At 39.9% G+C, this 15,462-nt stretch carries 16 protein-coding genes; 7 read left to right on the top strand and 9 right to left on the bottom strand.

Annotated elements, in window-relative coordinates; all coding sequences use genetic code 11:
* The coding region (locus tag Q0541_RS34105) for a hypothetical protein (protein ID WP_298921517.1) at positions 1-239 on the top strand (239 nt) is incomplete at its 5' end.
* A gap of 184 nt (positions 240-423) precedes the next feature.
* Here the strand turns inward: Q0541_RS34105 and Q0541_RS34100 are convergent.
* Complete coding sequence (locus Q0541_RS34100) at positions 424-876, bottom strand: Hsp20/alpha crystallin family protein (RefSeq protein ID WP_298921515.1); 453 nt, start codon at positions 874-876, stop codon at positions 424-426.
* 911 nt (positions 877-1,787) lie between these two features.
* Here Q0541_RS34100 and Q0541_RS34095 point away from each other — a divergent pair.
* On the top strand, positions 1,788-2,183 hold the full coding sequence (locus tag Q0541_RS34095) for a hypothetical protein (RefSeq protein ID WP_298921513.1): 396 nt from the start codon (positions 1,788-1,790) through the stop codon (positions 2,181-2,183).
* A 302-nt stretch (positions 2,184-2,485) separates the two neighbouring features.
* Here the strand turns inward: Q0541_RS34095 and Q0541_RS34090 are convergent, their stop codons facing one another.
* Entirely contained in the window at positions 2,486-2,617 is a 132-nt protein-coding gene (locus Q0541_RS34090; protein WP_298921511.1) for a hypothetical protein, read from the bottom strand.
* 180 nt (positions 2,618-2,797) lie between these two features.
* Between Q0541_RS34090 and Q0541_RS34085 the strand changes: the two genes are divergently transcribed.
* The gene (locus Q0541_RS34085) at positions 2,798-3,565 is read left to right on the top strand and encodes a hypothetical protein (protein WP_298921509.1); all 768 of its coding nucleotides are present in this window, start codon (positions 2,798-2,800) and stop codon (positions 3,563-3,565) included.
* Between the two features lie 52 nt (positions 3,566-3,617).
* On the opposite strand, the gene Q0541_RS34080 is transcribed toward Q0541_RS34085, so the two are convergent.
* The 3 genes from Q0541_RS34080 to Q0541_RS34070 form a co-directional block, all read right to left on the bottom strand.
* Complete coding sequence (locus Q0541_RS34080) at positions 3,618-4,394, bottom strand: MGMT family protein (protein ID WP_298921507.1); 777 nt, start codon at positions 4,392-4,394, stop codon at positions 3,618-3,620.
* A gap of 30 nt (positions 4,395-4,424) precedes the next feature.
* The gene (locus tag Q0541_RS34075; protein ID WP_298921506.1) at positions 4,425-5,072 is read right to left on the bottom strand and encodes a PAP/fibrillin family protein; all 648 of its coding nucleotides are present in this window, start codon (positions 5,070-5,072) and stop codon (positions 4,425-4,427) included.
* A gap of 282 nt (positions 5,073-5,354) precedes the next feature.
* A complete protein-coding gene (locus tag Q0541_RS34070) occupies positions 5,355-5,978 on the bottom strand; it encodes a hypothetical protein (RefSeq protein WP_298921504.1) in 624 nt (207 codons plus the stop codon).
* Between the two features lie 908 nt (positions 5,979-6,886).
* On the opposite strand from Q0541_RS34070, the gene Q0541_RS34065 reads away from it, so the two are divergent.
* Both Q0541_RS34065 and Q0541_RS34060 read left to right on the top strand, forming a co-directional pair.
* Positions 6,887-7,186, top strand: coding sequence for a hypothetical protein (locus Q0541_RS34065; RefSeq protein WP_298921502.1), 300 nt, complete (start codon positions 6,887-6,889; stop codon positions 7,184-7,186).
* Positions 7,187-7,194: 8 nt separating this feature from the next.
* A complete protein-coding gene (locus Q0541_RS34060) occupies positions 7,195-7,425 on the top strand; it encodes a hypothetical protein (RefSeq protein WP_298921500.1) in 231 nt (76 codons plus the stop codon).
* 99 nt (positions 7,426-7,524) lie between these two features.
* Here the strand turns inward: Q0541_RS34060 and surE are convergent, their stop codons facing one another.
* Entirely contained in the window at positions 7,525-8,205 is a 681-nt protein-coding gene (surE, locus tag Q0541_RS34055) for a 5'/3'-nucleotidase SurE (protein ID WP_298921497.1), read from the bottom strand.
* A 384-nt stretch (positions 8,206-8,589) separates the two neighbouring features.
* On the opposite strand from surE, the gene Q0541_RS34050 reads away from it, so the two are divergent.
* Complete coding sequence (locus Q0541_RS34050; RefSeq protein WP_298921519.1) at positions 8,590-9,321, top strand: TPM domain-containing protein; 732 nt, start codon at positions 8,590-8,592, stop codon at positions 9,319-9,321.
* Between the two features lie 87 nt (positions 9,322-9,408).
* Here Q0541_RS34050 and Q0541_RS34045 read toward each other — a convergent pair whose 3' ends face one another.
* The 3 genes from Q0541_RS34045 to Q0541_RS34035 form a co-directional block, all read right to left on the bottom strand.
* Positions 9,409-9,792 carry a DUF4346 domain-containing protein gene (locus tag Q0541_RS34045; RefSeq protein ID WP_298921495.1) on the bottom strand — a complete coding sequence of 128 codons (384 nt, stop codon included), beginning with the start codon at positions 9,790-9,792 and terminating at the stop codon, positions 9,409-9,411.
* A gap of 331 nt (positions 9,793-10,123) precedes the next feature.
* Entirely contained in the window at positions 10,124-11,305 is a 1,182-nt protein-coding gene (locus Q0541_RS34040) for a GNAT family N-acetyltransferase (protein ID WP_298921492.1), read from the bottom strand.
* Positions 11,306-11,503: 198 nt separating this feature from the next.
* Positions 11,504-12,244, bottom strand: a complete 741-nt coding sequence (locus Q0541_RS34035; RefSeq protein ID WP_298921490.1) for a RibD family protein — start codon at positions 12,242-12,244, stop codon at positions 11,504-11,506.
* A 297-nt stretch (positions 12,245-12,541) separates the two neighbouring features.
* Between Q0541_RS34035 and Q0541_RS34030 the strand changes: the two genes are divergently transcribed.
* On the top strand, positions 12,542-14,671 hold the full coding sequence (locus Q0541_RS34030) for an ATP-binding protein (protein ID WP_298921488.1): 2,130 nt from the start codon (positions 12,542-12,544) through the stop codon (positions 14,669-14,671).
* Positions 14,672-15,462: the final 791 nt, after the last annotated feature.

Below are 15,462 nucleotides of genomic sequence, written 5' to 3'. Positions count from 1 at the left end.
CGGTTTTGTTTTCGCCTGTGAAACTACTTTACACTGCTTTACAATTTTTAATCAACTGTGTCGCTTTTGTAAAACTGATAGAACCTATTAGCTCTACTTATTTAAAGGTAAAAAGGTGGGTAGATGTAGTTCAACCCAGGCATCGGGCTTTGCGATGGTGTACCCACCCGGCAGAGGCGATCGCACCCTTGGGTTCTGTTATCTATCTATATATAGTGGAATTCCTTTACAAACTTTAAAAAAAGGCGATGTCTACGACGGGCTATTCGGCGTCGCCCTCCAGTTATTTTAGATAATTCATGCACACAGGACTTACGCGCCAATTCCAGATAATTGTTACAAAAAAGCCCGGTCACGATAGTAACCGGGCTTTTAGCTATCTCAATCTATCAAAGGAGGTAGAGTAATCTAGATCACAAGCTATTAGGCAGCAGGTTGTTCCAAATTAACTTTGACAACTTTGTTCTTTTCTTGCTCAGTTTTAGGCAATGTCAGATTTAAGATGCCATCTTTATAATCTGCCGTAACGTTAGTATTTTGAATCCGAGCAGATAGAGGAATTACGCGTTTGAATTTCCCGTAGTGAAACTCACTTTTGGTAATACCTTTTTCCTCAATTTTAGTTTCAGACTTCCGCTCACCACTAACATAAACAGCGTTTTCTGTGACTTGTACATCCAAGTCTTTAGCTTCTATTCCTGGAAGTTCTAGCTTCAGATGAATAGCATCTTCAGTTTCTTGTATCTCAGCAGCAGGAACTTTGCTCAAGCCTCTATCTAACAATGCAGATGGTACTCTGGTGTCTTCAAATAAATTATGGAGTTGACGTTGTAGAGTGTCAATTTCTCTCCAAGAATTCCAACGAACTAATGTCATAACTCTTCCCTCGCATCAAATAACTTTTGTTTAATCACTTTGGCACTTCAGTTAGTGCTTACATCTTCATATTATGTAGAGTTAAGCCTGCTGTAGATTCGGTTATTAGCACCAACTGATTGATGATTACCGTCCCTAATTAGACATGAAATAAAATTACGGTTTGCCCTAATTTGTATGTTCGGTAAACCTGAATCAAAAATACATTCAAGCATAGTTAATCAATAAATTTGCTGTTGAAGGAGATAGTGCAGAAATGCGATGCCTGCGTTGGGCTACGCCTACGACTGAGTAATAGGGCTGCATAATTTTTTAGATTACCTCAGTTAAATACATACAGCAGATTTCAAATTTGTGACTTACAAAAATACCCCACCTGCGCTGTCGCGTATCCTCCCCGATGCCTTGGGGAGGGTTGGGGAGGAGTGTACTTTATTTACTTGCAAAGCGCTGTATCTGTTCAAGTTTGTCCTAAACTTTACTCCCGATTTATTAACCAACACAGCATCAATAATGAAACTCTTTCCCTTGCTCAATTTTGCACATATTGTTGATTCTAATATCCTATCTAGAATCGCTAGGACTCAAATAGCCACTCATAGCAAGAGTGGCACATCAATCAACACAACTATTAAATCTAATATTTTACGCAGCCATTCCCCAAATATCAATTACCTGAAACCCTTTGATACTGCTGTTCTTGCTTATCACATTATGGGTCTTAGCAAGTTTGAATGATCTGTAGGATGGGTTCAATTTTTCAGTTCTTGCGCTCAATTAGATCACCCGAATGGGTGAGGAATAAATCAACCGTTCAGGTGACCTGAGTGCAGGAAGTTGAGACTGGTAAAAAATAAGACTCTATTACTTAAGAACACTAATTGCACTTTACTTTAACTAAGGATAACCCGATGAAATTTTCTATCTTTATAGATTCTGTACTCATTGTTGCTTCTATTGCTTTATTACCTGCAATCGGTGGCGCTCAAACAGCTACTAACAATAGTGGCAAACTTCTCGCTATCAACTCTAACAATTTATCCACTCATTCTCCGAACGTCAGCTACCTGAAACCCTTTAATGCTGCATTTCTAGCTTATCAAGGTAACCTGAAAACACAGGGTATTCCTAGTGGTAGTGCTTTGGTATTCCAATACCAAATAGGAAACCTCACTGCACTAGATGTGGTTAAGGCTGCTGTCAATGCTAAAAAGTTACCAGCACAAGCTTTGAATGATAGAGGTTATCTAAACGCTGTCGATTCGCAACTGACATCATTCGGTAACATTAATGATTTCTCTTACTAAGTACAGTATTGCAGAGGTTCGTAACGGATTTATGAAATGCGATACTATCATATCGTTGCTTTGACAAGAAAATGCGTCACCAGAGAGGAAAAGCTGCTGTCTCCCCCCATTATCCCATTACCAAAAATTACTTTAACCCCTCCAATCTTGGAGGGGTTTTTAGTTGGTGCTACAGTTGTTGCTCTCTGAGAGGAAAGTGCGAGCGCCTTGTTTTTTTCAATTTAAACCTAATATTTACTTATTAAATACTTGTATAGCAATACTTTTGGGTTAGTGTGGCTCTGGTGTCACGAGCCATCATATTATCCTGCTATCACCAAGGTGCGACACCGATAGCGTACCCCTGCGGGGAAGCAAGCTACGCGCAGCGTCTCTAAGAGTTGCGTTAGCGAGTCTTCTCCCTTGGCGAGACGCCAAGGGCGAACGAGCGTCATAGCCCGTCGTATCCCTACAATACAAGCAAGCTACACGTAGCGTCTGGTAAAGAAGACATCCTTCGGGGGTGGGGTAGCCTATCACCTCCTGGAAAAAAGGGTCGTGTAATAAATTATTTACTGTTCTATCAAATTAACGTTGTTAAGTAACTCAGCAGGTGTAGTTCTCACCTCCAGGCTGTGTTAAATATTGTGGCGCAAAACAGGAGTATAGATACGTTGCAAAAGCTTTCTCCAGAATCTCCTCTATTTGTTTTGTTAATTATTATTAGTTTTCTAGTAGTAACTTTATCAACTTGGTTATCATCTAAACCATTTATTTTAAAACCATTTGGGATTAATGATATTATTCAATTACTCACATTACAGTTATTTATTTCTTTGTTGTTAGAGCGTTCTTTAGAAGTTTTTATAACTACTTGGCGAGGCCCATTTGTTGAACAATTAGATATTAGTATTCAGCAAGAAAAGGCTCTTATGTCTGAGAAAATAAGACTTATGGAAGTCCAACAGAAACAGTTTCCTTCTTTGGAATCAAATCAAGTCAGTGGACTACCGCCTGAAGGAATGAGTTTAGAAGAACAAATCATCCAAAATTTTACAAAAAATCAACAAGACTCATTAAAAATTTTCCAGCCACAAATTGATGATTTAAATGAAAAAGAGCGTCAAAGAACAGCCTATAAATCTGATACACGAATAATTGCTCTATGGACATCCCTTTTATTCGGTCTTTTAATGAGCGCAATAGGTATTCGCTCAATCGAACCACTTGTAGTTATTGATTTAGATAATCCAATACAAGTAATTATTTTCCGTTGTTTAGATGCATTACTTACAGGAGGCTTAATTGCAGGAGGTAGCGAGGGAATCCATAAGCTCATAAAAGTTTTTATCGACTTTATGGAAGCTACATCTAAACAAATCAAAAATCAAGGATTATCTTGATAAAACAAAGGATTTAACTCTGTATAATACAGAATAATTACGTTAGTAGTATCTATTTTAGATATATAGTGTCATCTTCCCATAAATAATCTTTAATATCTACAAAATTTTTGTTTAACTTGTTCAATAAATTTTCCTCAAATAAAACCTTAACTCCTTCAGTTTCCAACTTATTTTTTTGTTGGTTAACATAAGTTATCAAATAAGCTTTAGAGTCTAATATTCTATGTACCGGATAATCAGCCGCCGAGGTTTTTTTCAGGTATGTAGGAATAGCTCTTAGATAGCTATTATCTACTCCCATGCCTCTGATTATCTGTTTATATGTAACTACTTTCCCACTTGGAATTTTGATGATAAAATTTAGGAACCGTTCATAGGGATTTTCAGATAATACTGGAAATTTATTAGCTTGAACCTGAAAATTACTACCAACCTGGATTTTACCTGATTTAATAACTACGCCTAAAATTCCTCTTTTACCTTGGATACTTTTTAATGATTCTACTAAGTGGGCTATTCGTTTACACGGTTCGCAGTGAAAAGTTAGACGAATTGCCGCACCACTTTCAAAGGTTAGCAGAGAACCAGGGATAAAATTATCAAATTCTATCCCTGTAACCACAATATTTTCTCGTAATTCTCCTGGTTTAATTGATAAGTCGAAAATATCTTCATACCTAACAATTAAAACTTGCCTGGGACTAATAGGATCGGCATTAACATCTTCTTCTATACCATAACCTACCCTTAAATTTAATGTTTTAAGCTCTACCATCGCAGAACCTGGTTTTACCTTGGTGAAAAGATGCATTATTGAAAGAGCCATATTCATTCGGCGGTGCGATCAATTTCCAATTTAGGAGGTGAAATCAGGTAAATCATTGGATTTACTAAGAATGAATAAACTTCCATCTCCTCCACGTCCAACTCTTAAGGTTTCATCTAAGTAAGTAATGTCCAGTGTGGCAGTTCTGTTAGTAGGATTATTTGCTGGGACAACCTTAAATTGGTTGAGTTGAGGGGTATTAATGCCGATAATTTTATCAATCGATAGGTAGCGTTTGTCAAAATAGACGTTGAGGCGTTTGTTCGCTAAAGGCTCTAAATCTTCTTTGGCTGGCTCAAAGCTAGCTGTCACTTTGACATATCCTGATACTAGCCCCAGAGAATGTTTAACTTTAGCTAGATTGAAAAACAATTTATTTGCAACATCAATCACTTGATAAACTTTACCCAGCTTTAATCCCAATGGGAGAGAAACTAAAGAACGGATTTCTCTCGCAGTGGAGTATTGCAGTTGCCAAGCTCCATCCAGTAAATAAATAGCATTGAGAAGAGGATTGAGATTGGGATTGACGCTCTCCAGTTCCGTCGTCAATTGTTCAATTTCTTCAGCTAAAGTTTTGTCTAGCTTCAAATTGGTAACGGGAGAACCATCGCTCTTAGTTTGAATCTTCTCAAGCTTGGCTTGTAATTTTTCCTTAATTAAGAGTTGATTGTTCAATGGTTGAAGATTCTCCTTTAGAGAATGTTTTAAAAGTTACTAATGATGTATCAAATACTTTTAGACTCTCCTAAATCCACGCCACGTCCAACAAGAGTGGCTCGCCGGACGCCAGTCACTCCCCTTAAAAAGGGGGACTTTGAATTAGGGACTGACAAAAAATAAATTATCCAAAATTATTTGTACATTTGTAGGGGATCTTGGCCTTGCGCCCCTACGTTCGCGGAGCGTCCCGCGGGGATGGGATGTTTTTTTAACTGGAAGTCCCTTATCTAGATGAGATTAATCAATCAGTTGTGGGGTGGGAATTTGCGTATCGATATCTGCTTGGGACAAAGTTGGGAGCAACCAGCCGCTCTCACCTGCCTTGAATACTTTGGCAGGTTCAACATTGAATTCAATTACACCAGTGGCTGGATTGGTTCTAGCACTAGACTGTGTACCATCGACAAACTTGACGGCGATTGGTTCAGTCAGTTGTTGTGGTTGAGCGTTCGGGCTTAGAACCACTTGAGAACCAGCGGGTAAGTAAATGCCATCGCAATCCCAATCATCATCCGTGATTGTTCCTGCACCCAGGAAGTAGAGTTGGGTTGGAGATTTTTTTGGTTTATTGGCATAGACAGCCAATGTCTTTCCAGTTTCATTGCGGCACTGTGCCCGCTTTCTAGCTGTTTCTATGATATTTTTCTGAAACTGCAATTGTGCCAGTCGTTGCTGGAATTGCTCAGGTGTATAGCCAGCTTGCTCAGGTGTATCCTTTACAGTTAGAAGTTGATTGAGCGCCTGAGTTACCTCAGCATAGTCAGCCCCCTTAGTAAAATCCTTGCCGGCCCAAGCGGGTTGAGCAATTATCAGGTTCACCATCAACACAAGAGTGACAAGAACAATTTTGAGAAACTGCATATTGTTCTCCTTTTTTTGAAATTAGTGTTCAGTACCACTGAAACTCTACCAGATTTCAAAACCTTGAAAATGAAACTCTACCAGATTTCAAAACCTGGAAAATTTTAACTGGATCAGCAATTTTGATCGCGATCGCACTAAACAATAGCCATAAGATTAATAGTCCTACAAGCTCTCCCCAATGTCCAAATAACGCTTAAATTTCGGCTGTACTGAACTTTAATAGGTAACTTTAAATTCCTAGTTTGGATAAATAGCACTTACCAAAATGTTTGTTACTAATGTTTAGTGAATTAGTCGAGCTAAATGTTAAGCAACAAGGGTATAATTACTGAAACTTAATTAGACTAGAAACTTAGCTTAATTAAAAGTATCCATTTTAACCATCCATTTACTTAATCTTCATTAAGTTTTTGGTTAGCACAATTTTGGATAAATTGAAGCTGATTTTCCTTAACTATATCTTGGGAGGGGTGACTAATCATTTTAAATATGTGGTTAAAAACTCGTTAACTGACAAATATGAATGCGTTGTACTCTAACCCGCCCTGCAATAAATTGCTTGCTCATAGCTCAAGTCCATTAAAGTGAACCCAAAAGCATATCAAGTCGACTTTAGTAGACTTGAGCTATTAGCTTGGAAATTGATTCCCAAGCGGGACGAAAGCGAAGGGACAAGACTTTGAGAATTTTTGTCAGTCAACCAGGATCAAGAAGCTTGATTAAAAATTGTCATCAATTAATTACGTATAAGTAGCTAAACACAACATTGGGTAGAAGTATCAAAGAACAAAATAATACATATTATCGGAATCACAGTGTTATTTAATATTTGTACTGAAATTAATTATTTCAATTGGTATTAGGAATTGTACTAAGATGCTTTTTCAAAATTAGGGTATAAAGAAATGATTTCAGCAGGAGTCGAAGTAAAAATAAATCGCTTGGAATCTATTGTTGAGCAAATAGGGGAAGCAGTACTTTCTACGACTGAGACAATTGAGCGTCTTGCAGAAAGATTGGAGACTCTCAGCATCCAAGTTGAAGCACAGGGACAGCAGGTGCAACAGCAAGGCTACCAAATTATCGCGTTGTGTGATGCTGTACAGACTCTTGCAGAATCTCACCATGATTCACTGCAAAAACTCAACCAACTGACACAAACTCTAGATCGGTTTATGTCCTTAATTCAAGCATTGGATGACTAATAGCAATTTTGGGTTTTGGTGAAGCAGCACGGTCTTCTCCTACAGCCCTTCTCAAGACAGGAGACGCTACGCGACCGGGCATCCTACGGCAGAAGTTAGCCTCTCCCTTTGGTATCTGGGGAACCACTCCTTGGTGGTTCCAAGAGTTGAGCAAGTGGCGTGAGACGATGCCGCGCATAGCGCAGCTAAACCGAGTCTTCGTACTCCTACAGGGATCTTGCTACGCCTTGGTCTGGTAGAAAGTGTCTGGGGGGTTCCACGCCAATTGCAACAAGAGTCGCTCCCCATGAGTGACTGCACCAAGCTAAAGGGATTCAATCGTCACTGTTAACTAAATGTCAAACCTTTAACTGAGTTACTGCGATATTGCCAGAAAAACATACATCCACATCGCTACCAGGAGTGCGATCGCGTTTGCCATATTCTCCTACATAATAAAAATCATCGCCTTCAATTCGATAGTTGACAGGCAAAGGTTTGGTACAGGCTTGGCAAAACACCACATCAGGATCTGGTTCTCCTGGTTGTAGATGCGGCAAATTCACATTCCAGAAGCTTCCCGGTTCTAGGGGGCGCTTGAGTAAGTCCGCTAAAACTTCAGCTGTTAATTTGGCAGCCATATCCCAATCAAAATTCTGCTTGGCTTTGCGATAGTGGGAAATGGCAACTCCAGGAATACCGTGCATTGCGGCTTCCCGCACAGCAGCCACTGTGCCAGAAATATAGGCATCGACTCCCAAGTTGCCCCCAGCATTGATACCTGAAAGCACAAATTTGACATCTGAGTTAATTTGTGTTATAGCGATTCTTACACAATCTACGGGAGTGCCTGCGATCGCATATTCAGTCTCAGAACGTCGCTGGAGGTTAATAGCATGAGTGGTAGTAACTTGATGTCCACAGCCAGACTGATGATCAGCAGGAGCAGCGATAATAACATTTTTGCCATTTACAGCTTTGATTAGCGCTTTTATACCGGGAGCGTCAATGCCGTCGTCGTTAGTTAAAATTATGGTCATGTATATATTATATTGATATAGGTTTAGCTAAAATATTAGAAAAATGCAGATATCGCTCATCGATGGCTACAGCAGAAAAAGCTACTTGCAGATATAAAAAATATCCTTGATGCTGCCAAAAATATTGGTTATACGATATCATCTCTAGATGGTTTGCAAATTCCGCCCTAAATATTTGGGTTAATTCCCAAAATGGGCATTATTTCTTGTCAGGTTAATGCTTGCAGCCGCAATCAGAACAAATTTGTGCAGTCAAAAAAATCCCTTAAAATATATATCTGCTGGCAGTAGCAGAAACTTCATACTGGAGAAAACTGGGAATGAGGTGATTTTTACAGTAGTTCTGTAGTATTTTTGGTGCAAGTCTGTCTTAGGGTTCATATGATGAAACAGCTTCTTAAACAAGTATTTAGCAGTCAAAAACATCTCATCTGGCTAATTCTACCTTTGGTGACGGTTATCATAGCAGCTTCGCTGTTTGCCACACCTGCTTTAGCCACAGGTGTGGATCAAATATCCAACCTCACAGCAGGGAATGACACCTGGGTTTTGGATCAAGGTGAAGTCATCAGCCGTCTGAATGAAGGTAAGATTAGCAGCGCTTTCAAAGATTTGGCAAAGCAAACAGATAAGGAAGTCAGAATAGTTACTGTTCGCCGCCTCGACTACGGTGAAACACCGGAAAGCTTCACCAAAGAGTTGTTTAAAAAATGGTTTCCCACAAAATCAGCCCAAGCTAATCAAACCTTATTGGTTATTGATACGGTTACCAATGGTACTGCGATTATTACCGGGGATCAAGTTAAGCCTTTACTGACAGACTCTATTGCCGAGAGTGTAGCTACTGAAACAGTAAGTGTGCCGTTACGCAATGGTAACAAATACAATCAGGCATTTCTAGATGCAAGCGATCGCCTTGTTGCCGTCCTCTCTGGGAAAGCCGATCCAGGGCCACCCGAAATAATTGACAATGTACAGGTAGAAGGCACCTTCAAGAAAGCAGAAGAAACTGACCAAGGTAACGCTACTGCTTGGGTAGTAGGATTGTTAATTGCCGCCACCGTTATCCCAATGGCGACTTACTACATCTATCAGATAAATCAGCCATCATCTTGATGGGTAATGGGAGAATTAATAGTTAGGAGTTAGGAGTTAGGAATTTCTAACTCCTAACTTTTAACTTTTAACTCCTCATTCCTAACTTTAATCTTGAACATACTCTTGCTCTGTGACTAAAGCCACCTCAGCCCGAACAAATTCTCGACCCAAATAAGCTGCATGATTTAATTGAGTTACAGGAGGGGGCTGAGTTTCTTCAAAAATCTTCACGCAAAGTTCTTTCGCCGTCCTCCCACTAAAAACCGTCGTGTAAGTTCGTTCTACCTTTTCTCGTGCAGGAATTACCTTTCCCGTTTCTGGATCGACAGCTAAACCACGCTCATCAATCACATTTGTGAAATGCTTGGCATAAATTAACCTTGCGTCTCGATCCAAGTAAATAATGAAATATCCACCGGGATCAAGGTTAATATGACGTTGGGAAAGTTTATCATCAATTGTAGCTAAATCTTCAACTATTAAATCCATAAGCACTCTAAAAAGCAAATTTCTTTCTTCAAGATTTTTACACCTATATCAAGTGTAATTCCTATCTTACTTAGCATTCTTTATATCTTTAATATATTTGTGATTCTTTTTACTTAAAAGTAAATTATACCTTTGCTATAAATTATACTTTTATTTTAAAATATTCCGCAATAATATTTATACAGAAATTTCTTGAAGCCATAGTTAGAAAAAAACTATATACTCACCTCTGAATGAATGTCAAAATTGTGAAAAAAGGTAAGCAAGCATCTGTTTGCCGAGTAAAGCTTAATTATTCGGCAAACTCTGCTATGAAAATAGTTCTTTTTCCTCAACCACCTTTCTCACTAAATGGCAACTCTGCATTAATTGCCTCAATCTCCTGCTGTTCGAGTTGATTCACTTCCTTTATATAGGGAAGTAAAATTTGTCCTAAACGATTATTGTAAAAGCGGTGCAGGCTGTGATTGGGCATAGCGGGGAAACCGCGCCGTTTTTTGTGACGCCCGCCCGCACCAGGGTCAAAATTTTGGATTCCGTTAGCGATCGCCCACTCAATCGGTGCATAATAGCAAGCATCAAAATGTAAGCAATCTATTTCTTGGAAACTCCCCCAATAGCGTCCATAGAGTTTGTCATCTTTAAACAAACAAAAAGACATTCCTAAAGGATGAGAGTTATCTTGCTCGTTATATGCAGCAATAAACAAGACTCGATGGCGATAATCGGTGTTTAGCTGCTCAAAAAACCGCTGTGTAAGATACTTGCTACCCCACCAGCCAAACTTATCACAGGTGTCAGCATAGAACTGGTACATCAAAGGAAATAAAGACTGAGGAATTTCATCACCAGTCAACGCTTGCAATCGTAAACCTGCTTTCTCCACAGCTTTGCGTTCCCGCTTGATATTGCGACGCTGATTGGCATTAAACACTTTCAAGTAGTCATCAAAAGTTTTAAAACCAGCATTTTCCCAGACGTAGCTGTGGTGCAGCCATGTTGTAAAGCCATGCCGTTCTAGCATCGGACGCCATTGGGGATCGACGTAGAGAAAATGACACCCAGAAATTCGATTTTTGGAGCAAAAAGTGTCAATTTCATGCACCATCATCGCTGTGATTTCATCCTCATCTTCTCCTGGGGCAATTAAGAACCGATAACCTTCAGCGGGAGTAAATGGTGTCATTCCCAGCAATTTTGGGTAATACTGGACTCCGATGCGAGCGGCTAACTCTGCCCATTGGTGATCGAAAATAAATTCACCAGAACTGTGTCCTTTGAGATAAAGTGGCGCAGCGGCAATCAGCGTTCTATCTCGCCACAATGTCAAGTGATTTGGCAACCAACCAGTTTTAGCCGTGGCACTATGGGAGGTTTCGATATTGTTTAGCCACTCCCATTCTAAAAACGGCGTTTTGAGTGGCATTGCCAAAGCATTCCAGGCATCTTGGGGTACTTGGGCAATTTTGTTCGTCCAAACAACAGAATAGCGAGGCTTAAGTTGTTTCACCATTGTCTGGCTTTTTTTAGAGGAGTAGGGATTAGGGATCAGTGAGAGGCAGGGGAGCAAGAATTTTAGATTTTAGACTTCGGCTACGCTCAGTCGAACGATTTTGGATTAAAGAATCGAAATTTAATCCAAAATCTAAAATCCAAAATCCAAAATTGAATTGCCCAATGCCCAATGATCAATAACTTTACTTAGCGTAATCTAATCTGCTGGTCGTTGCAGGCGATAGTGCAAAAACACTTCTTGCTCAACTGTATGAACTTCTAAAAGTTGCAACTTGGGAGCTAAATCCGATAAAAATCCTTTTCCTTCAACGGGTGTGGGTGCAGTATTACCACCTAAAATCAGCGGACAGATAGTCAGCCATAATTCATCGATTAAATCTAATCCCAGCAAAGAAGCGACTAATTCACCTCCACCCAAGACCGCCAAGCGTGTTATATGTAGAGTGGCTAGATGCTTCAAAGCTGCGGGAATGTCAATTTCTCGCGTTGGTGTTTCAAAAACCAGAATCTGCTCAAATTCTGGAGGGCACTCCTGTGCTTCGGTTGCCAGAGTTGAGGAAAGTGTCTGTAAGCGTCCTTTCCATGAAACTGCTCCCGCTGTTGTCGTGAGTAGCCAGCGTCTAACTGGTTGCTTAAAAAAGCGAATTTCCGGATTGAGGTTTGCAGAGTGTGTAGTCACTATATAAACTGGCTGCGGAGGCTTCCCTGCTTGTGCCCGAAGTTCCACTAAAGTTGGATTTGATACAGGAAGTGTTGTTCCGTAGGCGTCCAAAGTACCAGCACCGAATAAAACTGCATCAGAGGCAGCGATTTGTTTTTCTAAGTGTGCTTTATCAATTCTTGAGCCAAACCGAGCAGGCGATCGCCTAAAATCCGCTATCTTGCCATCTGCACTCATTGCTAAAACAACTGTAGTATGAGGACGATCTTGCAACATTAGATTAATTTGATAGTTTGAATATTTTCTTTGCTCGTGTGTAGATTCTCAAAAAAATCCATGCTTGCAAGCTACCGTTTTACAATTTCAACACTGTATTTATATGCAACACAAAGCGCTTTTACATCTTCTAGCATATATGAGTTTTGGTATCCCACGTTTCTTTTTGAATTATAGCAATTTGTTATTTTTAAACATTGAAAATAAAATTCTGATAATTTAATAAAATGTCTCATCTAGCTAGTCTAATTACATATCTTTGCTGTTGTGTTTTGCAGATGCAAAGTGAGACACTCGATGACTAATTCCCGCCAATCTTCCTTTCGTCGAATTTTAGTAACGAGAATACTGCTGCTGTTCGTTCCAGTTTTACTTATAGGCGAGATTGTTGCCTTGAATAAGGCACGTTCTAGCATATTGGGAACTGCACGTCAAAATTTAACAGAAAGCGCCATCAGTAAAGGGGAGAGAATTGGAGATGCGATCGCTATCTTAAAAGCTAATTTGCTGAGTGTAAGTAAAACAATGGTTATTCCGTCGGGTTCGCCTATACAAGAGCAAGGAATTCTTACGCAGTTAAGGCAACAACTTCCAGCCAGTATTGAGTGCATCCAATTAACGAATCTTCTAAACCAGAAGATAATTGCTAGTAGCTGTGGGGATCAAGCAATTGGAGAATTGAGATTACCTTTGCCTAGTGACGGAATTGATGTTAAAGCAATCTTTCCGTCAAACACAGGAAGAACTGGAAAAAGAAACACACAAAATCAACTGCGATTAGTGTTATCTGCACCAGTCTCTGATAGCCGAAAAAATTTAGTTTACAGCTTAAGTATTCAGTCTGCATTGTACCAACAAATCAAAAATCCGCCGGGATCGCTCACAGGCGCTATGGTAGTGATTGCTGAAGACGGGACAATTTTGGCGCACCCATTTGCAGACTGGGTGGGAACTAATATCAATCAGCACCCAAATGCTTCCCAACTCAAGAGCATAATTAAAAATGCAATTGCAGGACAAAACGATTCGATAAATTTGTCTTTTACAAAGGGGAAAGAATTAGTAGCTGGCTATACGGCTATTGCAAATCCCCTCACCCAACAGCAGCAGCAAAAATGGATAGTCTTAGCTGTTACTAGTGTCGATAATGCGCTTTTTGGTTTAGAGGAAATCAAACTAATTCTCATTGTTTTGACAGTTGGTTTGATTGGTACAACTTTGTTAGCATCCCTATATCTAGCTCCTTACTTGGCACGTCCTGTAGAAGAATTGCGAGACTACGCTCTAAATATTCACTCTCACCACGCCGCACAACCAGTTCCGCACAATTTTCAAATTCGGGAATTCAATCAACTTGCCCAAGCATTAGACCAAATGGTAGAACGGCTCAAAGCTGGCGCAGAAGAACTAGAAATAGCTTGGAAAGAGGCAAAAAGCGCTAACCAAATTAAAAGCCAGTTTTTGGCTACGACTTCTCATGAATTGAGAAACCCATTACATACTATTATTAACTGCATTCGCGTGGTTGAAGATGGATTATGTGATAGCCGGGAAGAAGAAATGGACTTCCTCAAACGTGCCGATGAAACAACGATTCATTTGCTAAGTATTATTAATGATTTACTCGACATTTCTAAAATCGAAGCAGGTAAGCTTTCTGTAGTCACCACACCTCTTGACCTCCGACAAATATTGCTAGAGGTGATTAATTTACAATCAGTTAATGTTCAACAAAAGGGCTTGCAATTAAAATGCGAGTTAGATCCTAAACCGATACCAATTAAGGCAGACGCAGCAAAACTGAAGCAGGTGCTGATTAATGTTATCGGCAACGCCACTAAGTTCACTGACACAGGAAGCATCACCATTGCTACAGAAATTCAATATAGTACTGGTAAATCTCAGGTGGTGGTGATAGTCAAAGATACAGGTATAGGTATTGATCCAACTCAACAGCACAAACTATTTCGCCCCTTTGTAATGGTGAATGGCACAACCGCACGTCAGTTTGAAGGTACTGGGCTAGGACTAGCAATTTCACGAAACTTAATCGAACTCATGGGAGGCAGCATTACTCTTGAGAGTGTGGGACTTCATCAAGGTACGACACTGAAAATTACCTTACCTTTGATTGATATCTCGCTGTTACCTGTTCCAAAAAAAGAAGGAAATGTCGGGGATCTGGGATTTTCCTCTAGGAATGAGGAGGCAAAAGCAAGCCACTACCCTAGCCTACAGGAGTCTGGGGGAAGTTCCTCTTTGGGGATCAACAAGTCTGTGAAAGCAGTTGTAGACAAAGAGAAGTCCCTGAAGTTCCAGGTGTTACTTGGAAATGAGACTTATGAGATTAGTCTTTCGCCGCAGCAAACTATCTTGGTAAGTCTTCCAAAACGAGGAGTTTGTGTGAATGGGACTTTGGAGAGGTAATCTTCGCTACACTCTAATTCAAAATTTAAAAATTGACTTCTACAACCGATACTCTGTAGGACTATCGCTTCACCCCGAATTAGTTCTCAAGCTGTTGGTAAAAGATGCAACAGTGCTGGATATAGTGATTAGACTTCTTGCAAAAGTCCCTAACACCCCACCCCGCTTGCTCTTAGGGGAGACAAAGTATAGCTTTGGCGGGGTGGGGTTCTTATTTTTGATTTATGCAAGAGGTCTATTGTTTTGAGCAACTACAAACTGGGGTGTGGTAGCCAGAGATAGAGTTAAAAATAAAGTAGTAAATATACGGTTGTGCATAATCATGCTCATACATTCTCCGATTTTATCAGCACTTACGCAAAAATCGTCAAAAAACTACATGAGTCGTTGATTCATACTCGTAAATGGGTCTTTAATACTTGCTGACGAGTCTTTTATACTCGCCGACGAGTCTTTTATACTCGTGAATGAGTCTTTCAACTCCGTTGATGAACCTTAGAGCTTCGTGAACTATATAGCGGTTCTCGCTTGGGTGCAGTACAGTTTTGACCTCTCTCCTAAAAGGTTATGGTGTGTACACACGAGTCGGATTTACCCCCCTTAATTCCCCCTTAGAAAGGGGGGAAATAAGAAATCTGCTTCTTTCCCCTTTATAAGGAAGGAAATAAGAAATTTGCTTCTTTCCTCTTTATAAGGAAATAAGAAATCTGCTTCCCTCCCCTTTATAAGGAGGGAAATAAGAAATCTGCTTCCCTCCCCTTTATAAGGGGAGGGTTAGGGTGGGGTAAAAG

It is taken from the genome of uncultured Nostoc sp. (genome assembly GCF_937863485.1).
Classification (GTDB): Bacteria; Cyanobacteriota; Cyanobacteriia; order Cyanobacteriales; family Nostocaceae; genus Nostoc.
The sequence above is the reverse complement of the archived record's forward strand: the minus strand, read 5'-3'. Positions and strand labels throughout refer to the sequence as shown.